The organism is Capilliphycus salinus ALCB114379 (genome assembly GCF_047276495.1).
Classification (GTDB): domain Bacteria; phylum Cyanobacteriota; class Cyanobacteriia; order Cyanobacteriales; family Microcoleaceae; genus Capilliphycus; species Capilliphycus salinus.
On record NZ_CP178543.1, the window covers coordinates 7,604,313 to 7,625,509 of the forward strand.

The 21,197-nt window shown below is 43.5% G+C and carries 18 protein-coding genes and 1 tRNA gene; 10 read left to right on the plus strand and 9 right to left on the minus strand.

Going from position 1 to position 21,197, the window contains the following annotated elements; all coding sequences use genetic code 11:
- Nucleotides 1-300: 300 nt before the first annotated feature.
- Nucleotides 301-684, minus strand: coding sequence for a thioredoxin family protein (locus tag ACL6C3_RS31000; protein WP_413164035.1), 384 nt, complete (start codon nt 682-684; stop codon nt 301-303).
- A gap of 49 nt (nt 685-733) precedes the next feature.
- On the minus strand, nt 734-1,447 hold the full coding sequence (locus ACL6C3_RS31005) for an NnrU family protein (RefSeq protein WP_413168449.1): 714 nt from the start codon (nt 1,445-1,447) through the stop codon (nt 734-736).
- Between the two features lie 122 nt (nt 1,448-1,569).
- Here ACL6C3_RS31005 and ACL6C3_RS31010 point away from each other — a divergent pair, with 122 nt between their 5' ends.
- From ACL6C3_RS31010 to ACL6C3_RS31035, 6 genes are all read left to right on the plus strand, one after another.
- Nucleotides 1,570-2,592 (plus strand): LysR family transcriptional regulator, encoded by a 1,023-nt coding sequence (locus ACL6C3_RS31010; protein ID WP_413164037.1) that lies wholly within the window; start codon nt 1,570-1,572, stop codon nt 2,590-2,592.
- A 175-nt stretch (nt 2,593-2,767) separates the two neighbouring features.
- Entirely contained in the window at nt 2,768-3,730 is a 963-nt protein-coding gene (locus tag ACL6C3_RS31015; RefSeq protein WP_413164039.1) for a LysR family transcriptional regulator, read from the plus strand.
- Between the two features lie 228 nt (nt 3,731-3,958).
- Nucleotides 3,959-5,440 (plus strand): protein kinase domain-containing protein, encoded by a 1,482-nt coding sequence (locus ACL6C3_RS31020; protein WP_413164041.1) that lies wholly within the window; start codon nt 3,959-3,961, stop codon nt 5,438-5,440.
- A 123-nt stretch (nt 5,441-5,563) separates the two neighbouring features.
- A complete protein-coding gene (locus tag ACL6C3_RS31025; protein WP_413168451.1) occupies nt 5,564-6,976 on the plus strand; it encodes an ABC transporter substrate-binding protein in 1,413 nt (470 codons plus the stop codon).
- A gap of 86 nt (nt 6,977-7,062) precedes the next feature.
- Nucleotides 7,063-7,146, plus strand: a tRNA-Leu gene (locus ACL6C3_RS31030).
- A gap of 59 nt (nt 7,147-7,205) precedes the next feature.
- Nucleotides 7,206-7,997, plus strand: a complete 792-nt coding sequence (locus ACL6C3_RS31035; RefSeq protein WP_413164043.1) for a TrmH family RNA methyltransferase — start codon at nt 7,206-7,208, stop codon at nt 7,995-7,997.
- Nucleotides 7,998-8,111: 114 nt separating this feature from the next.
- Here ACL6C3_RS31035 and ACL6C3_RS31040 read toward each other — a convergent pair whose 3' ends face one another.
- Nucleotides 8,112-8,366, minus strand: a complete 255-nt coding sequence (locus ACL6C3_RS31040; RefSeq protein ID WP_413164044.1) for a hypothetical protein — start codon at nt 8,364-8,366, stop codon at nt 8,112-8,114.
- 351 nt (nt 8,367-8,717) lie between these two features.
- Nucleotides 8,718-9,497 carry an amino acid ABC transporter ATP-binding protein gene (locus ACL6C3_RS31045; RefSeq protein WP_413164045.1) on the minus strand — a complete coding sequence of 260 codons (780 nt, stop codon included), beginning with the start codon at nt 9,495-9,497 and terminating at the stop codon, nt 8,718-8,720.
- Between the two features lie 243 nt (nt 9,498-9,740).
- On the opposite strand from ACL6C3_RS31045, the gene ACL6C3_RS31050 reads away from it, so the two are divergent.
- Both ACL6C3_RS31050 and ACL6C3_RS31055 read left to right on the plus strand, forming a co-directional pair.
- A complete protein-coding gene (locus ACL6C3_RS31050; RefSeq protein ID WP_413164047.1) occupies nt 9,741-10,100 on the plus strand; it encodes an STAS/SEC14 domain-containing protein in 360 nt (119 codons plus the stop codon).
- Nucleotides 10,101-10,258: 158 nt separating this feature from the next.
- Complete coding sequence (locus tag ACL6C3_RS31055) at nt 10,259-10,390, plus strand: hypothetical protein (RefSeq protein WP_413164049.1); 132 nt, start codon at nt 10,259-10,261, stop codon at nt 10,388-10,390.
- A 17-nt stretch (nt 10,391-10,407) separates the two neighbouring features.
- On the opposite strand, the gene ACL6C3_RS31060 is transcribed toward ACL6C3_RS31055, so the two are convergent.
- The 5 genes from ACL6C3_RS31060 to cphA all read right to left on the minus strand — a co-directional run bounded on the left by ACL6C3_RS31060 (nt 10,408) and on the right by cphA (nt 17,819).
- Nucleotides 10,408-11,760, minus strand: coding sequence for a family 10 glycosylhydrolase (locus tag ACL6C3_RS31060; protein WP_413164051.1), 1,353 nt, complete (start codon nt 11,758-11,760; stop codon nt 10,408-10,410).
- Nucleotides 11,761-11,882: 122 nt separating this feature from the next.
- A complete protein-coding gene (locus tag ACL6C3_RS31065; RefSeq protein ID WP_413164053.1) occupies nt 11,883-12,674 on the minus strand; it encodes a VWA domain-containing protein in 792 nt (263 codons plus the stop codon).
- Between the two features lie 260 nt (nt 12,675-12,934).
- On the minus strand, nt 12,935-13,507 hold the full coding sequence (locus ACL6C3_RS31070; protein WP_413164054.1) for a TerD family protein: 573 nt from the start codon (nt 13,505-13,507) through the stop codon (nt 12,935-12,937).
- Nucleotides 13,508-13,764: 257 nt separating this feature from the next.
- Nucleotides 13,765-15,117 carry an FAD-binding oxidoreductase gene (locus tag ACL6C3_RS31075; RefSeq protein ID WP_413164055.1) on the minus strand — a complete coding sequence of 451 codons (1,353 nt, stop codon included), beginning with the start codon at nt 15,115-15,117 and terminating at the stop codon, nt 13,765-13,767.
- A 95-nt stretch (nt 15,118-15,212) separates the two neighbouring features.
- Nucleotides 15,213-17,819, minus strand: a complete 2,607-nt coding sequence (gene cphA / locus ACL6C3_RS31080) for a cyanophycin synthetase (RefSeq protein WP_413164057.1) — start codon at nt 17,817-17,819, stop codon at nt 15,213-15,215.
- Nucleotides 17,820-18,083: 264 nt separating this feature from the next.
- On the opposite strand from cphA, the gene ACL6C3_RS31085 reads away from it, so the two are divergent.
- Nucleotides 18,084-20,858, plus strand: a complete 2,775-nt coding sequence (locus tag ACL6C3_RS31085; RefSeq protein ID WP_413164059.1) for a diguanylate cyclase domain-containing protein — start codon at nt 18,084-18,086, stop codon at nt 20,856-20,858.
- A gap of 142 nt (nt 20,859-21,000) precedes the next feature.
- Entirely contained in the window at nt 21,001-21,174 is a 174-nt protein-coding gene (locus ACL6C3_RS31090) for a hypothetical protein (protein ID WP_413164060.1), read from the plus strand.
- Nucleotides 21,175-21,197 lie beyond the last annotated feature (23 nt).

The window sequence follows — 21,197 nt, forward strand, 5'->3', positions numbered from 1 at the left end:
ATAACAGTTTACAGTGACCAGTTATCAGTGTTCACTCTTGACGAGACTAAAAAACCCGGTTTCTTCTACGGCGCACGGACTTCTTCGCGATCTGTGTTGTAAAAGAAACCGGGTTTTTGGCTGATACCTCCGACGAACGCACACCGCTATAAATTAGGTCAGAACCCGCCCCTACAACAGGGGTTACTGTAACCCGATCGCTGAAAAACTGGTTACTGGTTACTGGTTACTGTAAACTGTAAAAAAAGCACCCAGAAAGATTTGGGTGCAATTTTAATATTGGATTGAAATTTAAGGGAATTAGGCTTCTAAGGTGAGATATTCATGGGTAGACAGAGACACAGAAGCAGATCGATTTTGATAACTGTGCATAAACTCATCGAGAGTCCGGCGCAGATCTTCGCGTCCGTGAAAATGTTCGAGTCGATGTAACTCTTGACCGTTGGCGAATAAAATCAGCGTGGGTAGAGTCTGAAGGCGGTAGGTACTCGCCAGTTTAAGACTTTGATCGGCATTGACGCCAACCAGTTTCACCTGATCTTGCCAGTTGGTTTGAAATTGTTGCAACTGAGGAACGATCAGCCGACACAACCCACACCAAGGCGCCCAAAAATGAACCAGAACCGGAATAGAGGAACCCAAGACCTCTGTAGGAAAATTTGGCTCGCGAATTGAAAGCAGCATAATCTTGGAAGTTTATTATTAATGAACGTTTAATATCTCTGGGATCATGCTACCAGGCTATGTTACTTGTGGCACCAATCAAAAGTGGATGAGCTTGCCACAACAAGATAACGAAAACCGCAACACCCAGATAAGACCAGCGGACAAACTCTTGCCACTGCAAAGTTTGACGACCCTGAAGAATTGCTAAAAAGGGTATCACAGAAGTGCGATCCCGAACTGCATCAAATGCTTCACCATAACGCGCTCTCATGCGCTTGTCGCCGTGCCAAACTGCAAATAGGTGATGAGCTACCAAACCGACAGACGTCACCAGCGTGAAGCTTGTACCGAGCCAGAGCGTGTGAGCGACGCACCAGATCACCTGTCCCACCATCTGAGGATGGCGGGTAATGCGAATGATGCCGGTTTCGTAGAGATGAACCTGGGGCTTTTCAATGGCGGCAATTTCCAACAGGTTGAAAGTCGCCGGATACAGAAACACAAACGATAAAGCCGATAAACCCCACACAATAGGGATCACAACCGGATACTGTTGAACCTGCCACAGTTGTAGCCCGTCATAACGGTGATTGAAAAAATAAACAATCAACACCACCGCCAGGGGTAAACTGACCAGCGCAAACAAAATCCGATAGAGTCTGGGGCCGATTTTTTGTTCCCCCCAAGGACGCAGGGCCGCCAAACCGCTGTGGGCGATCGCAAAGCTCAACAGCAACCCCAACATCACAAAATGGCTCGATGTTAGCCATTGATCCACCATTGTCACCTCTTCAGTCGATAATAAAGTTAACTTCAATACAGATCATCCCGCAGTATGCTGAAAGAACTTGATCCCCTCTTATTTTCCCTTAAAGCTCCTCTGGCCTGTTGAGGTGAAGTCTTATGTCTGACCTGCCATTCACACTAGACCAATTACGCATTCTCAAAGCGATCGCGGAGTACGGAAGCTTCAAGCGGGCGGCTGATAGCTTATATGTCTCACAACCGGCGATCAGTCTTCAAGTGCAGAACTTAGAACGACAGCTTGATGTTCCTTTGTTCGATCGAGCCGGACGTCGCGCCCAACTGACAGAAGCGGGTCATCTCCTCCTGAGTTACGGTGAGAAAGTCCTGTCACTGTGTCAGGAAACCTGTCTGGCCATCGAAGATTTACAAAATCTTAAGGGAGGTACGCTGATCGTTGGGGCTTCTCAAACCACAGGGACTTATTTGCTCCCCCGGATGATTGGATTATTTCGGCAAAAATACCCGAGCGTTGCGGTACAGTTACACGTTCATTCCACACGTCGCACCGCTTGGAGTGTGGTCAACGGACAAATTGATTTGGCGATTGTCGGCGGTGAAATTTCTGCTGAACTGGCACAATCTCTCGACATTATGCCCTATGCTCGCGATGAACTGGCTTTAATTGTCCCGGTTTCTCACCCTTTCGCCGAACGGGAACAGATCGCCCAAGAAGATTTATATCAGCTTCAGTTCATCACTCTGGACGCTCAGTCTACAATTCGTCGGGTGATCGATCAAGTCCTCACTCGTGCGGGTATTGACACGACTCGTCTTAAAATTGAGATGGAGTTAAGTTCGATTGAAGCGATTAAAAATGCAGTTCAGTCCGGTTTGGGTGCGGCTTTTGTCTCCACCTCGGCGATTGAAAAGGAATTAAACATGGGGGTGCTGCGAACGATAAAAATTGATCGGGTGATTATTACTCGGGTTCTCTCGGTGATTTCTAATCCTCATCGCTATCAATCGAAAGCGGCTGAAGCTTTTGTTAGAGAGATTTTACCGGGTTTTTCTACCCCCGGTTTGGGTAAAGATGACCTAGATTTTCAACCCTCAGAACCGGCAGAGGTGTTACCCAATTCCTCTGTTGTTCCCTCGGAGTTGAGCGAAAAAAAACTCTAGGTTGACCTGAGTCTCAATTATCGATCTCATGGGCAACGGTTAACAAGCTATTGGCTTGAATGGAAACATTTTTAACTCCAATTCTAAACTTCCAAGGCTTTGTTTGCCGTTGTGCATGATCGGTAATTTGGGTATTGTTGAATATTGAATATTAAACCATTACCTAGAAAAAATCATGTCAGATGTTCCGTTCACCCTAGACCAATTACGCATACTCAAAGCGATCGCGGCTGAGGGAAGCTTTAAGCGGGCGGCTGATAGTTTGTATGTCTCACAACCTGCTATCAGTTTACAAGTTCAAAACCTGGAACGACAGCTTAATGTTCCTCTTTTCGATCGCGGAGGACGTCGGGCAAAATTGACTGAAGCTGGACATCTCCTTTTAAGTTATGGTGAAAAAATCCTCAGTTTGTGTCAAGAAACTTGTCGCGCTATTGAAGATCTGCAAAACTTACAGGGGGGGACTCTGATTGTTGGCGCTTCTCAAACAACGGGTACTTATCTCCTTCCCCGCATGATCGGACTGTTTCGCAAGCAATATCCCGATGTCGCCGTACAGTTGCACGTTCACTCGACTCGACGCACCGCTTGGAGTGTTGCCAACGGTCAAATTGATTTGGCGATCATTGGCGGCGAGGTCCCTCCCGAACTTCACGAGTCGATCACCGTTCAGCCTTATATTGAAGATGAATTGGCTTTGATTTTACCTGTTTTTCATCGCTTTGCTAAACAAGAGAGTATTCAAAAAGAAGACCTTTATAAGTTACAATTTATCGCCCTCGATTCTCAATCGACCATTCGCAAGGTGATCGATCAAGTTCTTTCTCGTTCTAATATTGACCCCCGCCGTTTGCAAATTGAAATGGAATTAAACTCGATAGAAGCCATTAAAAATACCGTTCAAGCGGGTTTGGGTGCGGCTTTTGTCTCGACTTCTGCCATTGAAAAGGAGTTGCAAATGGGCGTTCTTCATCAGGCGAAAATCGAAGGGGTTATTGTTCGGCGGATGTTATCTGTAATTGTTAATCCAAATCGTTATCAGTCCAAAGCCGCAGAAGCTTTTAGTCGAGATATCTTACCTCAGTTTTCCAGTCATCCTTTGAATTTAACTCGTGAAGAATCGGTCTCTCAATCTTAAGTCTCTGTTCGCGGTTTCCCCTCTTTTCAACAGCCGACAATCTTAAATTTTTGTTACAAGCGCTCAAACCCGGCTCTCGATCTCGAAAAATCGCTCAAAATTTCCGTCTTTTGATCTCCAGTTACACTTTTTCTCCCTCAAACTGACATAAAATTTGGATGTGACTCTGAAATGATAATAAGCACCAAGTGACAAGGAGCGACGCTCGATCAGCCACTCATCATCTCTATGAACATTTTCTGTACTCGTCCTGGCTGTCCCCGTCCTGATAACGTCTTTGCTGACCTCAACGAGATCACCTCTCTCAAAACAGCCCAGCAAAAGTATTGTACAGCTTGTGGGATGCCTCTGATTTTAGATGGTCGTTATCTACCCGAACGCCTACTCGGTAAAGGCGGCTTTGGAGCGGCTTTTTTGGCTTGCGATCGCCGTTCTCCGACTTTGCGAAAGTGCGTGGTCAAACAGTTTCAACCCGCTAATGATCTGACTCTCTCTCAGCTAGAAACTGCACAAAAACTCTTTGAACGCGAAGCGGTGGTTTTGGATCGTTTGGGAAATCAACACCCTCAAATTCCCAATCTTCTCGCCTATTTTCCTTTGGAATGTTCGGGCTGGAATTCTTCTGTAAATCAGCAATTTTTCTATATCGTTCAAGACTATATCGACGGTCAAGATTTAGAAGCCGAACTCGCCGATCAAGGTCGATTTTCTGAAAACAAAGTGCGGGAAGTTTTAGAAGAAATTTTGAATGTTCTTCAATTTGTTCACGATCAAGATGTTATTCACCGCGATATTAAACCTTCTAATATTATGCGCGATCGCCAGGGTCGTCTTTATTTGCTCGATTTTGGCGCCGTTAAACAGGTGACTCAACAACAGGGAAGCCGTTTGGGAACATCTACCGGAATTTTTTCGATGGGATATGCTCCCCCGGAACAAATGCGGGGTCATAATGTTTTTCCTTCGACGGATTTATACGCTTTGGCTGTAACTTGTATTGTTCTACTCACCGGAAAAGATTGTCAAGAACTTTATGACAGTCATAAAGGTCGCTGGAATTGGAAAAATCAAACTCAAGTTTCTAATTCCCTAGCTTATATTTTAGACAAAATGCTTCAGCCTACACCGAGCGATCGCTTTGCTTCAGCAGAACTTGTTCTTAAGGCTTTAAATCCTCCGCCTTCACCCCCTCCTATTCCTCCTTTACCGAAGCTAAAAATTCAGCCGATTTCTCCTATTTCTGTTCAACCTAAAACCTCAATTCAAATTCAGACTTTCGCTCCCGCTCCCTCTCCTTCCCCCGCTCCCTCTCCTCCCCCCGCTCCCCCCGCTGTTTCTACTCCCCCCGCTCCCCCCGCTTCTTTTCAAACAATAAATCTGTTAAAAGCGGCTGCATTTACGGGTTTTGAAATTACTTTATTAAGAATTGCTGTAAATGGTTTACTCGGGGGTTCTTTTCCGCTTTTGGTTTTAATTCTTGGCGGTACATTTGGAGGATTAGTTTTTGCTCAATATCGCCGTTGGATAGAAACCAAAGAGCAAATTGTTTTAGCTCTATTTTCCCTGGGTCTAGTGATATTTATTCCTTTATTCGGACAAGGTATTCCGTTCTCTGCTGTGATAATTTTTCCGGTTTTAGCCGCTTTAGGTGGTGTGGCTGCTGCGGCTTTATTTCGGTTGATTTATTTAATTCTCTATCGTTTTTTGTGAGCGCAATTTTAAAAGTCAATGTGATCAGGTAAACGGTGAAAAATTAACCTAATAAATCGAGTAAATAAATCCAAATTCCATTATTCTAAATTGTCGTTATCGGTGCAAAAGTTTATGTCTAAAATGTCCAATCAAAAAGAACTAACGACTCTCGCCTTAGCTTTATTAATTAGCGGAAGTTTACTCGGAGTTGGATATTGGTTGTTTACCCGTTCAAACAATATTAATCTTTCTCAAACTGCTGTTGAAGGTTCATCTTCCTCTCAAACTTCAAGATCTATTCCCCCAGTTGAAAGTTTAATCAGTCGGGGAGAAAAGAGTTTAATTCCCAAGTCTGTCCCCGATGAAAAACAAGCCGGTTTAACCGCTTTAGCGTCGAGAAATTATCAAGAAGCCGTCAGGAATTTTGAAGCTTCACTGCAAAGCAATCCTAACGATCCCGAAGCTCTAATTTATCTCAATAATGCTCGCATTGGCAAGGAAAAAGCCTATACAATGGCTGTGGCTGTTCCCATCGGAGATGCCAACTCGCTCGGAACTGCGGAGGCAATTTTACGAGGGGTAGCCCAAGCCCAAAATGACATTAACCGACAAGGTGGAATTTTTGGAACTCCTCTAAAAGTGATAATAGCAGACGATAAAAATAACTCAGAAGTTGCTGAAAAAATAGCGGAAGATTTGGTTAAAAACAATGAGATTTTAGGGGTGGTCGGTCATTATTCGAGCGGGGTTTCTTTGGCGACTGCACCTATTTATGAAGGGGGAAAATTGGTGGCAATTTCGCCGAGTAGTACCTCGGTTCGTTTATCAACTGCGGGAGATTATTTGTTTCGGACCGTCCCGAGCGATCGCTTTGCGGCTAATCGACTGGCTGAACATATGATACAGGAACTCTACCAACAAAAAGCGGTTATTTTTTATAATAGCCAGAGCGCTTACAGTCAGTCGCTCAAAGATGAATTTACCACTGCGGTTTATAGTGATGGGGGAGAAGTGGTTAATGTTTTTGATCTGTCTGATCCTAACTTTAATGCGTTTAAAAGTTTAGATAGCGCTCGCGAACAGGGAGCCAGAGCCATTTTGATCGTTCCGGATTCTCCTACTTTAGAACAAGCCTATCAGGTGGTGCGAGTCAACCGCAAACAATTGCCTATTTTAGCGGGAGATACCCTTTATCAACTTGACACTTTGAAGGTGGGCGGCGATAGTGAAGGGGTAATCGTTGCAGTACCTTGGCATATTATTGGCGGGGAGTCGGAATTTACAAAACAAGCGGCTCAACTGTGGAAAGGGGATGTAAATTGGCTGACGGCGATGGCTTATGATGGAACACAAGCGTTAATTGTCGGTATTCAAGAGCAACCTTCCCGAAGCGGAATTCAACAGGCGCTTTCCGGGTCGAATTTTTCCACCAAGGGAGCAACCGGTGTTGTCAAGTTTTTACCGTCTGGCGATCGCAATCAAACGGTACAATTGGTAGAGGTGAAACCGGGTAATCGTTCCGGGGTTGGCTATGACTTTGTTCCTGTCCCCTGAGGGGTCGCTCTGAAAATTATTTCAGAGGGGGGTTGACAAAACGGAAAAAAGCTATCACAATAGTAACTTGTGCATTAAATAAAAAAGCGGAACTGGCGGAATTGGTAGACGCGCTAGATTCAGGTTCTAGTGTTCGCAAGGACTTCCGGGTTCAAGTCCCGGGTTCCGCATTTAGCCGAAAAGGTGGAGAATCAATCCACTTTGTTGTTCTCCGTCTCGGATCACTGTTATGTTGACCAGCGTTCAAAATCCCCTGATTAAAAATCTTCGCAAATTGCAGCGAACCAAGGGGCGGCGAGAACAACAATTATTTTTGTTAGAAGGAACCCATCTGATCGAAGAAGCGCTGGCGACGAAATATCCGCTTCTGACGGTCTGTTATACTCCCCAATGGCAAGATCGTTATCCGAGTCTGTGTCAACGGGTTTGTGAAGTCGCCGACCGCAGCGAACAAGTCAGCGAACGAGTCTTACAAGCGATCGCCACAACCGTTAACCCCGACGGAATTATCGCCACCGCACCCCGTCCTCAACCCCAGACTGTCGGTATCACTCAGATCGGACTCGCCCTGGAAACGGTACAAGATCCGGGAAACTTAGGAACGATCATTCGGACAGCCGCCTCCGCCGGCGCCGACGGGTTATGGTTGAGCGGTGATAGCGTCGATCTCGATCATCCCAAGGTATTAAGAGCCTCGGCGGGGGCGTGGTTTCGGCTGCCGATGGCGGTTTGTTCAAATTTAACCGAGCAACTGGCGATCGCTCAACAGCAGGGAATTGCGATCGTTGCCACTTTACCCGATGCAAGTTTAACCTATTGGGAACTGGACTTTAAGCAACCGACTATAATTATTTTAGGCAACGAAGGCGCCGGTTTATCCGAAAGTCTGATTGGACTGGCCGATCGCCAGGTTCAAATTCCCTTATCTGGGGGAGTTGAGTCTTTAAATGTCGCCATTTGTGCGGCTTTGATGTTGTACGAAGCCAAACGACAACAGCAAAACGGAACTTATGGTAGATAAGACCAGAGAAACCGGGTTTCTCAAGAAAAACTCTAGGCGATTAAGCTAAACAGCAGTCCCAAGAAACCCGGTTTCTGATATTCGGCTTTGAGGGCGATCAAGTCTACCTTCGCGCTAAGAATCTGGAGGTTGAGGAGATTTATTTTCTAGATATTGATCGATATCGGCGATCGCTTCTTCTAAAGCAGAGAGATCGATCGGTTCGGGGGGAGGATTTTTAGAGGTTTGGCGTTTTTGGGAAGGAGTGGGTGGGGGTGGGGTGGGTTGAGACTCGGATTCTTGAAAAGTTTCCAGCAATTGTTTTTCAAACGAGTTGAAAAAGTTTTCCGCCGCATGACGGCGCAGATCTCGCGGCTTTTTCTCGTCCATAGTGGGGTGACTCCTTGAGTATTCAACAACAGGGCTTGATTTTTGAGCTTAGTTCACAACAATAAACCACTCAACCGGAAAAAAACAGTAGAATGCACTTATCCGTCACGGTTGCGATGAGATTAAACATCACCTTGAAGCGTTACTGTTGCTTTAATCTGCCCATACGGTAACACCTGCACCCCCATCTTGTTGAGTCAAATTTGACTGCGATCGCTGTGTATAAGTTTATCGTCGGCGATCGAGACCGTTACAGAATTGTTTGCTGTTGAAATGTCGATCCGATCTGCTGTTTTTTTGAACAGATTCTGCGGAAGTCCCTACCCGATCGCGTCAGCGGGTTTGGGTAGTTCACAGAATTTGAGATAAAAACTTTTTGGTGCGTTCTTCTTTAGGATTACTAAAAAAGGCGTCGGGCGTTCCTTCTTCGACCAATACTCCATCGGACATCAAGACAACGCGATCGGCGACTTCTCGCGCAAACCCAACTTCATGGGTAACACAAACCATCGTCATTCCTTCACCGGCGAGGGTTCGCATCACATCTAATACTTCTCGCACCATTTCCGGGTCTAAAGCCGATGTCGGTTCATCAAACAGCATAATTTTCGGTTGCATTGCTAACGCCCTGGCGATCGCCACCCGTTGCTGTTGACCTCCCGATAACTGTCCGGGGAATTTTTTCGCCTGTTCGAGAATACCGACCCGTTCTAACAATTGTAACGCCACTTCTTCGGCTTTGGCTTTCGGCCAGCGGCGCACCCAAATCGGCGCGAGGGTGACATTTTGTAAAATGGTCAGATGGGGAAACAGGTTAAACTGCTGAAACACCATCCCCACTTCCCGGCGTATTTCTTCAATATTTTTCAAGTCGTGGGAAAGGCTAATTCCATCGATGAGAATGCTTCCCTGCTGAAATTCTTCTAAAGCGTTAAAGGTGCGAATAAAGGTGGATTTTCCCGATCCCGAAGGTCCCATAATGACGACGACTTCACCCCGTTTAACGGTGAGACTGACTCCTCGTAAAACATGGAAATGGTTGCCATACCATTTATGAACATCTGTCGCGATAATGGCTGCATTATCAACGGGGGACTGGGTATGAGTTGCGTTTGTATAGGTTTTTGTCATGTCTGCTTTGTTTGATTTTTCAGGGTTTAGGGTCAGTTATCAATATTATTAAGGGTCTGTCGTCGTTTGTCACCAATAAAATTGGATGGTCAAATTCTATTTGACGTTCATATATTCATTGTATGCGCTTTTTTGTCTTTTCTGTCTGAGGGATGAATCAACCGCAGGATTTACAGAAGACGACAGGCAACAAGATATAATAATATATCAGTAGCCTAGCCGAATTTTATCAGGAGGCGACCGATGTTAGAACTTATCCCCACAGGTAGCGATCGAGTTGTTGGTTTGCATATTCAAGGAAAAATCGAAACCGCAGATTTTGACAAGGTGATTCAAAAAATCGAAAACCAGTTAAAATTCCATCCGAAGTTGAGAATTTACGCCGAAATTGAAAGTCTCGAAGGAATGTCACCGCAAGCAGTTTGGAAAGATCTTAAATTCACGTTTCAACATTTCCACGACTTTGAACGAGAAGCGGTTGTTTCTGACAAACGATGGTTAGAAAAATGGGGTAATTTCAGTAATAAACTGTTTTCGAGTATTGAGGTTAAACATTTTCATTTTGACCAAAAACAACAGGCTTTAGAATGGGTTAAAGGTTGATTTTTTCGAGGGCTTTGTAGGGGCGGGTTCCGAAACAATTGTTAAATCTAACAGATAATTTCTGTAAACCCGCCCTACCCAAACAAATATGTTGGCAAAAACTAATGGTTAAATCTAACAGATAATTTCTGTAAACCCGCCCCACCCCAACACATATTTTGCCAAAAACTACGCTATTTTTGGGATTTTTCGTTGGTGACGGGGCGGGTTTATTAAAATTAATTCTGAGAAAACAACCTCAACTCGAACCCGCCACTACAGAATTGCAGTCAATCATCAAACCAGAATAAAACCCGTAAAAAAGCGATCAGCTTGGGGATTCTCCAGGTTGATCGACAACATCTGTTTTTTTGCTAAGATTAGTTGTTAAACTCTTGAGAGTATCCGCCATTTCCTCCGGTTTTCCAGAGAGAGGAAAGAACAAAATACTCTTAACTTCCGGGTTGTTAACTAATTCTTCTAAACGATTAAATTGTCGTTCAGTAATTGAAATTCCATCATTGGCTTCTACATATTTTAGTTCGTCATTAAAATTCTCTTCACCATAAACTTGAATAAACACCCGATCAACTCCCCAAGTTTCCCAGTCAGCCGCAAAATATCGTTTCGCCCAATAGGGGTTATGATGACAAATATCAAAACTCACATTGGGATTGGCCGCTTTCATCTGTTTAATCGTATTTTTGACAAAATTAGTTAATTTCAATGTCCGGTCAACTTTACCCGGTAATTCGGCATGATATCCTAAATAATCATCCCATTGAACCGCATCAATTTTTGGGTATTTTTTTACAAATTCTACCACAATATTGGTAAAAAACTCGGCGACTTCGGGATTGCCAATATTGAGAACATAATGATCGACTCCCGGATGGGTTCGATCAATTCCAGCAACGATCCAACCCCGTTCAACCGCTAAATCAAATGCTGGACTATCTTCGTCTATTTTAATTCCTTTTTCAAAGTAAGCATGAACTTCCATTCCCTGTTTATGGGCTTCATCAATTAACCAATCAAGCCATTGTTCTCGAAACTGATTCGGACAACTTTTATAACCCAAAGTTGCCTGCATAACCTCGCTATTGTACATTGTACAAGCATTTCCCCAAACTCCATGAATTATCGTATTAATTCCTTGTTTTTTATAGTAACGAACTCTTTCTCTAATTGTTTGTTCGCTGGCGTTATTTGTCACTTGATAGCGACTCAAATATATACCCCGAATCTCTTTTTTCTCCCAAGGGGTTTGAGGGGATGGTGATGGCGTTGGTGTTGTTTTGGGTACATCTTGCTGCGGGTTATTTTCAGGATTTTTAGCTTGAGGAGAAGGAGTAGGAATGGGGGCTGATTTTTCAGCTTGAGAGGGTGATGGGGTTGGCGTTGGTGTTGTTTGTTGTACGGGTTGCTGTGGGTTGGGTTTAGAATCAGGTGTTGGAGGAAAAGGTAAAGAACTCGGGGTAGGATTGGGCTTGATTTCCTCGGGTTTAGAAGCATTTAAAAAGGGAATATTCGCTGTTAAATCATTCGGTAAAAAGCGAGTGATGTCTATATGTTCTCGCTGCGTAAACAACCAACATCCCCCACCTAACATCAGCAAAATTACAGAAAAGGGAATACTTCCGCATCCACATCCACTGGGTTCTTTTTTTGGGCGTGACATAATTTTTTAGAAATAGTAGGGTGCTTGAGAAGCAGTGAAAGCAAGATATTTGTAATTTGAGAAACCTGACAACTTGCTCCCCAACTCTAGTTTAACAGTTTTGATGCTTCTCCCGCTATTTCTTAACGCCTGTGAGTTAGCAATTGTTTGGTTTTTGCCAATTTGACCCAACCGGGATATTCTGTCATCAATAAATCATAAAGTTGTTGATCGCCAATTGACTCGGGGTCTTCTAAACTGAAAAAGTCGGCATTATCAATATAACGACCGCTCATGTTATCCAGTTCTTCTAGAAAGGTAAAATCACTCGCAAACGCTTTGGATAGCCAACCGAAAAAACCCTCTCCTTTTACATCTTTTCGCGACTTCCCAATTGCCATAAATTGCCAGAAAATTGGTTCAAATGAAGACCACTGAATTTGTTCTTTTGTCTCGGCTTCATCCATTGTCGCCCCATCGGTGACAAACATTACATAGACGGGTTCATTGGCGGTTAAAGGTTGGTTGCGACTTATTCCTTTTCCCTCGGGAAAATAGAAATTTCGGATCATTTTAATCGCTTTTCCATAATAAGTTCCGCCTTCGAGCGGATATTCTTTCTGTATATCGGCGATAAAGTTTTTGAAGTTATAAATGCTCATTTCATCAACGGTATGAGCTTGATTTCCAAATAAGAAAATATCAATCGCCCCATTATCATCAAACTGACATCCTAAAGCCAGGATTTTTTCCGCCAACCGTTGAATTTTTCCCGATGAATACAGAGAATTCATTGACCCGGAAATATCAAGGCACAGGGCTACTTTTGCTTGGTGATTTGTCAGGTCTTTCTTTTCTAGCGAAATCTGTGCTTTTTTGGTCAAATATATGAGTTTAGGGGCTTCTTTTTCCAGTTTTTCGAGTGAAATTGCCATTGTTTTATCCTCGTTATTATCTGCTAATAAATTGTTAACACCCCATTTGATATGATATCCGGTTGATTAATTCTGTGATCGGGTGGGGCGGGTTTATCTTAATCTCGTAGTAGTTGTTAAAGATATTATAGAACCCGCCCCTTTGAGCGGATTATTAATTAGTCGGATATCATATAAATTCTCGTCTGTTTGGGTTAAAGAGAAGCTTATTTTTTTTGAGAAGCTCCTCTTTAATTTCAGTTAATTTTCTTAGATTTTCTCTAAGAAGCGTATTTATCTACAAAGTTTTGTAAGCCGGAGTTATAGCCTTCTCCTACGGCTTGAAATCTCCACTCTCCATCTTTTTTATAAAGCCGACCAAACTCAAGAGCCGTTTCTCGCGAAAAATCTTCTTCGAGTTCATATTTGGCAATTTCTTGTTGGGTCGTTTCATCGTAAATTCTGATAAAAGAATTGCGAACTTGTCCAAAGTTTTGACGTCTGGTATCGGCTTCGTGTATCGTCACAATAAAGATGATTTCTTGAACCGCAGCTTCGACTTTTGTTAAATCAATTTGAATGGTTTCATCATCCCCGCCGCCTTCTCCGGTTCGGCTATCTCCGAGATGTTTAACCGAATCATCTGGCGACTGTAAGTTATTGTAGAATACAAAGTATTTTTCGTTAGGAATTTTTCCATTTCCTCCTAACATAAAAACCGAAGCATCCAAGTCAAACGCTGCACCGGTATCGGTGGCGTTTATATCCCATCCCAAACCTATCCCGGCTGTTTTTAATCCGGGTGCTTCTTTGGAGAGATTGATTCTTTCACCCTTGCTTAAATTAATTGCCATAATTGGATGTTAACTCTACTTTTTCATATTGTGGCATATTGAATGACTTAATAGAGCAATTATTAATTTTTGTAATCCGATTATTTCCAGAAATAGGTTTTGAATAATCAACAGAAGGATCACGGCTTTTGTTCCGCCCATCTATTGAATTCATTTGATTTCATAAAATTAACTCTATTGTAGGATGTGTTACCCGGAACTGACACATCCTACCATTTAAAAATTGATGCGTTACGTGTAACTAAACCATCATACCTTTAATGTTCAAACCAAGCTTTCATTTTTCCGGGGTTTAATAAACCGTGCGGATCGACTTGTTTTTTAAACTCTAATTGTTCAACATTAATCGTTTTCATTCCCCCATCTTCTAAAATATAGGTGTGAGGATTAAAAATCAAAACCCCGTTATCTTCGTGATAGCGAATAATCTCATTTAACCGTTCTTCGCTGGTAAAACGAACCACTTGTAACGCTGCGGGAAGCATTTGTCCTTGGGTTCTTAAAAACTCCAAATGCAGCATCACTTCATCCCCAAAATGGTGATAGAAATGTTCTAGGAGTTTGAAGTCGGGATCGGGAGGAAATAAGGCTTGTAAATAGGTTAAAGACGGGTCGGCGCTGCGGGCGTGTAACGTGGTATGATTCCAAGTATATTCGATAACGGTTGTGCCTTTATTCGCTTCTTGGGCGGATTTTTGATAGCAAATTTCGCCGTTAAATTGTCGGACTAAATCTTGAAACGGTTCTAAACTTGGTTCGGCAATAATTAACAATGCACAATGTTTTCCCTCGGGAATAACCTCTCGAAATGCGGCAAAATAAGAGGGAATGGGCGACGCACAAATACAAATTAATTTTTTGATTATTCCATCGGAATTCCCCAGGGCTTGACCAAAACGAGCCGAACTCATAAAATCATCAAAGGTAACAATGAGTTCCGCCCAAGGATAGGCGGGGGCGAGGGGAATTTCTAACCCGGTAATAATGCCATTTGTACCGTAAGCGTGGTTAACTTTCTGCACATCATCCCCCCTCAATTCTAACACGCGAGGTTCATCTTCCATCGTAACTACACGCACCGCTTGCAGATTTCCGCGATCGCGTAATTGTCCGTAATTAATAGAACCAATTCCGCCACTTCCGCCCCCAATAAACCCGCCAATAGTTGCGGTTCGATAAGTTGAGGGAACCATGCGTAATTCCCAACCTTGTTCGCGGGATTGTTTGTCAAAGGCGGCTAATTTTACCCCCGGTTCGACGGAGGTTAATCCGGGTTTTATCCAGTTGATTTTATTCATTTTGGATAAGTCTAAAACGATTCCGCCTTCTAAGGGGACGCACTGTCCGTAATTTCCGGTTCCCGCCCCCCGAACCGTGAGGGGAATTTGGTGTTGAACGCAAATTTTTGCGACTTTTAAGACTTCGGTTTCGTTGACGGGACGAACCACTAAATCGGCGATTTTATCTTGTAATAACGGTTGTAAAATCGGGCTAAAATGATAATAATCTTGGGAGAGTTTGGTCAGTTGGTTGCGATCGCGAATTAATTCGAGTTCGGAGAGTTCGCTACAAATTCCATCCCAGTCAATGTTTTGCGTGGTTGCGGTCATAGTATTTTTTCTCTAGAATTTAGATCCTTTCAGAAAATTGTCACTTTTTAATAATAAAAAACATTCGGGGGGTTTTTACCCCCCAACTAAACAGTTTACTTCAACAAGGCGATCGCCCGTTTAACACTCTCGGGAAAAATCACCACTAAACTTCCTTCGGAAGCTTCCGCCAAAGCGGTTTGAATCGCTTGTGTTTCATCCAATATTTCTTTATAATGAAACTGAGGTTTTTCCTGACAAATTCCCTCCCGAATTAAACTCGCCGCTTCTCCGCGAGGGCGATCGCGTGTATCATCATCTTCTTTGATAATCACCCAATCAAACATCTGAGTCGCTAACCGTCCCAACTCTTTTAAATCCTGATCCCGGCGATCGCCAGGACCTCCAATTACGCCAATTCGTTCACCCTCGGACCACTGACTCACAAACTCACCAATCGCTTGATAACCGGCTGGATTGTGAGCATAATCGATTAAAACATGAAACTTGCCCAATTCTATCAAATTCATCCGCCCCGGAGTCTGGTCTAAAGAGGCTTGAAACGTTCGCAATCCTGTACTAATATCTTCAACACTCACCCCCTGTACATAAGCCGCCAAACTCGCCGCCAAAACATTGGCAATCATAAACGAAACCACCCCCCGCAAAGTACAGGGAACATTTACCATTTGTTCAACTTGGATGGTATCTTGTCCGTTGCAAAAGGTGAGAAAATCCCCGTCATAAACCGCCGCTATTCCGCCTTTTCGCAGATGTTCTTTAACAATTTTATTGTCGGGATTGAGGGTAAAATAAGCCACATTTCCTTTCACCCATTTTGCCATATTTGCCACCAGCGGATCGTCGGCATTCAAGACCGCATAACCGTTATCATCCGTCGCCTCGGCCACAACACTTTTCACCTGTGCCATATCTTCGAGGGTGTTAATATCTTCCAACCCCAAATGATCGGCCGCCACATTTAAAACCACCCCGACATCAGAGCGGTGAAATCCCAAACCTGACCTTAAAATTCCGCCCCTTGCTGTTTCTAAAACCGCCACTTCAACGGTTGGGTCATTCAGAATTAATTGAGCGCTTTGACGTCCGGTATTATCTCCCGATTCTAACAAATATTCTCCGATATAAGTCCCGTCCGTTGTTGTATAACCGATCACTTTTTTGGTTTGTTTGAAAAGATGAGCGGTCAGACGAGTTGTAGTGGTTTTACCGTTGGTTCCGGTAATCGAAACAATCGGAATTAGACAGGGACAACCGGGGGGATAAAGCATCTCTAAAATGGGTGCGGTGACATCGCGAGGTTCTCCTTGAGAGGGCTGTAAGTGCATCCGCAAACCCGGCGCCGCATTCACTTCAATAATCACCCCATCAATCTCTTTTAACGGCCGACTAATATCGCTGCAAGTGATATCAATTCCGGCAATATCTAAGCCAATGATTTGGGCGGAACGTTCGGCCATCCAAACCGTTTCCGGGTGAATTTCATCGGTGCGATCGATGGCAATTCCGCCCGTACTCAGGTTAGCTGTAGCTTTGAGATAACAGATTTCATCTTTGTCTAAAATGCTATCAAGATAATAACCCTGTTGGGCGAGAATCTCATCGGTATGGCGGTCTATTTCAATGCGAGTCAAAATATTTTCGTGACCGCTTCCGCGACTGGGATGACGGTTTATATCTTCGATTAATTCCTCAATTGTTGAGCGACCATCCCCAATCACATGGGCGGGAACTCGTTCGGCAACCGCTTCGACTTTACCATTAATCACTAAGATCCGATAATCTTTTCCTTGATAATATCGTTCGACTAAAATTCCCCCCGCTTTTGATTCTTCTTTGGCTAAATCGTAGGCATTTTCTGCATCTTGCCAACTGTTAATATTGAGAGTAATTCCCCGTCCGTGATTGCCATCGAGGGGTTTAATTACAATCGGAAAACCGCCAATGCGATCAATAGCATTTTCCAGTTCATCAAAATAATAGATCACTTCTCCGCGAGGGGTCGGTAAACTGGCTTCTTGTAATAAGATTTTGGTGGCTTGTTTGTCGCCGGCAAATTCAATCCCGAGAATATTTGTTTGATCCGTTTGGGCGGTTTGAATGCGACGCTGATATTTACCGTAACCCAGTTGTACCACGTGACGAACGGGCAATTCTTGCCAGGGAATCCCCCGTTTTTCGGCTTGATTGACAATCGCTTCTGTTGTCGGTCCGAGGGCATCTTCGGCTTTAATTTCTTGCAAATCTTCGAGATCAATTTCGAGTTCGGCTTGCGGATAATAGCCGCGATCGATTATACTTTGACAAATGCGGACCGCCGCCCGTCCCGCATACCGTCCCGCCCGAGAATTTTTATATTCAAATACTACCCGACAAATTCCCGGCGTCGCCGCAGGGCGAATGCGACCAAAATGAACCGACATTCCCGCTGCGGTTTGCAATTCTAGGGCAACGTGTTGGATAATTTTGGCGATGGAAACGCCTTCTTGCATCTGTTGCAAAAACCCACCCCGACAACCCCGAGATCCGTGATGTTCCCTCAAACCGGGAAGAAGTTTGACCAGTTCATCGCAGAAGTCAGACATCTCGGTGGAGAGGCGATCGCTTAGGTCTTCTGCATCGAGTTGCAGGACAATGAGGTTGGGGTGATTGATACTCCAGAAGTTGGGGCCATACAGCGTTTGGGTTTTGAGGATTTTCATTGCCGTCTCCATAGGGGTAGATGTATCAACACAGGTACAGGCTATCGTTTTTTTTGCGAATATTTCTACTGTCTCATACAAGGGAGAGTTTTCGACTTACTTCTGAATAAATGAGACTTGAAGAAGAAATTTTCACATTTTTGTTACCTTTATTCAATTTAATCATTCCTATAACACTAATTTACGTGAAATTACTGTTTCGTCTCCCGGCTAAAACGCATAACATAGGAAAAGAATCTACATCATATTTTTTTTCATCGATTGATGAATTTCTCTATTCTGTTGGTTGCTGCAATTTGGGTTGGTGGAGTTGGTCTCCTCGTTTTAGTGAGCTTAGTATTCAATTTTCCTCTGCTACTCCGTGAATTCTTGGAAGCCTCCTTCTCTCTAAAACCTTCAATTGCTTTTTCTTTTTTATTGTTCGGTTTTGTTCTTCAATTCCTTCTGATTAAACCTCCGCGACTCCTGTTTAAACGGGTGGCTCAAGTGGGTACGGTTGCCATTCTTGGCTTGAATGGTTTAACGGTTCTCTACTCGGCGATTAACTGGAATTTTATTTTTGAACACGGGTTAAGCCCCCAACCGAATTTTTTATTGAGTTTACCTGTTTTTTCAGTCGGCTGTCAACGCTCAACTTGGGAATTAATCGGCTTGGCAATTGGAGTGTTATTGCTGATTCATCACACCCCAAAACGAGTTCAAATTGCTCAGGCTCTAACGGGTATTGTACTGGCAATTGAAACCACAAACGCGATCGCGTTTTTATTTTCCCTTCCCTTCTCAGACTGGGGAGTTTTTTTCTCTAACAACGGTATTCCTCTGGAAACCATAAGCTTTATTTTTCTGGGTTTTGGCATTCTCTGGCTCTATCCTCATCGCGGTTTGATGCGAACTTTTACTCATCGTTCTGTTCTGGGAATCCGACCGTATAAATTACTAGGAGCAATCATTTTACTCGTGTTTATTAAGAAAATCCTACTCGGCTTACAGCCTAGTTTACCATACAATGCTCTTTTTTTAGATGCCTTAGAAACCGTTTTTGAATTTTCGGGTTTTTTGGGGTTCGTGGGCTGGATGAATAATCGTTCCTACGCGATTTATCTTCGCCGCCAACGTTCGGAACTATACCTCAAACACCATCATCAAAGTCTAGAAAATCAAGTGGCTGAATGTACGGCTAAACTCAGCTTAACTCAAACTCAATTTAACGCAATTCTCAACAGTGTCGCGGCTTCTATTGGTTGCTTTCGCTTCTATGAAAATGGGACTTGGGAAAGGGAATATCATTTGACCGGGTGCGAAGCTTTATTTGGTTATACACCCGAGGAATTAACGCCCTCGGTTTGGGAATCCCGCATTCCCCCGGAAGATTTACAAGCGATCTACCAGCAAGCTTTTGAAGCGGTTTCAGCCGAGAAAAGCGTAACCTTAGAATATCGATTTTACCATAAAGATGGTTCTTTAAAATGGATTTGTGATACGCTCACGTCTCAACGGGATGAGCAAGGCGATTTTTGGCGGGTTTTTGCGGTGGGTTTTGATATTAGCGACCGCAAACAAGCCGAGGCTGAACTTCAGCAGCGAGAGGAAGATTTTCGAGCCTTGGTAGAAAATTCACCCGATATAATTGCTCGATTTGACCGTCAATTTCGCTTTTCCTATGTGAATCCTAAAGTTGAAGTTGAAACCGGAATTCCAACTTCTGATTGGATCGGGAAAACAGAAATCGAATTGGGCTTTTCCGAAAAAATTTATCAGCCTTTGCACCGGACGCTTCAACAAGTGTTTGAAACGGGCGAAGAACAGTTGTATGAAGCTGAATTTCCCTCTGCTGATGGAACATTAAAGTATTGGCAATGTCGGGTCGTTCCCGAGTTTAACGAGGAAGGAATTGTTGTTTCCGCCTTAAAAGTTTCTCGCGATATCACCGAACAAAAATTAGTTGAAAATGCACTCCGTCAATGTGCCGAACACGAAAAATTATTAGGAGAAATTACCGATCGCATTCGTCAATCTTTGGAACTCGATCAAATTTTAGCCACCGCAGTAGCAGAAGTGCAGCAAATTCTGCAAGCGGATCGGGTGTTTATTTATCGGTTTAATTCCGATTGGAGCGGTACAATTGTTACCGAGTCTGTTGTCGCAGGTTTTGAGTCGATTTTAGGCAAAAGCTGTAAAGATTCCTATTTGGTAGAAACCCGAGGAGAAGTTTTTCGACAGGGAAAGATTCAGGTGGTTGATGATATCTACACCGCCAATTTAACTCCCTGTCATCGGGGATTACTCCTTCAGCTTGAAATTCGAGCCTCTTTGCTTTTACCCATCTGTATTTTTTCCCCCAATTCTCAGCGAGAAAAGGACTCACAAATCGTTTGGGGTTTACTCGGAGTTAACAGTTGTCTTGAACCCCGAAAATGGGAAACCCATGATATTGAATTCCTCAAACGTTTGACCGGAAAATTGGCAATCGCTGTGCAACAATCCGCCCTCTACGAACAACTGCAAATAGCCAACGAAGAACTTCAATACCTCGCCCATTACGACCAATTAACTGAAGTCGCTAACCGCCGCTATTTCGACGAATATTTAGAGAAAGAATGGGATCGACTGAAGCGGGAACAAGCGCCTTTATCCTTAATTCTTTGTGATGTTGATTACTTTAAACGTTATAATGATACTTACGGTCATCTAGCCGGCGATCGCTGTTTAACACAGGTGGCTCAGGCGATTTCTCGGGGGGTTAAACGTCCGGCGGATTTGGTGGCTCGTTATGGCGGTGAAGAATTTGTAGTCATTTTACCGAATACAAATGCAGAAGGAGCCGTTGAGGTTGTGCGTCAAATTCAACAAGAAATTCAACAGTTAAATTTACCCCATTCGACCTCTTTAGCCGCCAAACAGGTGACGCTCACTTTTGGAATTGCTTGGGTTTATCCTTCTTCAGCTTCTTCGACTCAAACTTTAATTGATCGAGCCGACCAAGCTCTTTATCAAGCCAAAGATGCCGGACGAAACAGTTATTCTCTCATCGAATTATAAAGACTGTTCAGAGTAATTCTGAACCAATCTTAAGGAATTCTCTCTTTTTCTTAAAAGTGAAGGATGGGTTTTTAAGTTCTTTTTGGGAGAATAAAAACAAGCTTCAACGAGCATTTCAATCCAGGAAAAAGGAAGAATTATTATGAAAAAAATTGGGATTTTTAAAACCGATAAAAAACGATTTGGAGACGTTGACCCGGAAGGCGAAGACGGGAATGGACGGAACCTTAAAAACCGAGTTCTCAGAATCGCCAAAGCGGGGATAACAGCGATCGCTATGGCGGCGAATACCAGAAATTTCATCACTTGGGTTTGAATACCTCACTAAAGACTTCTATT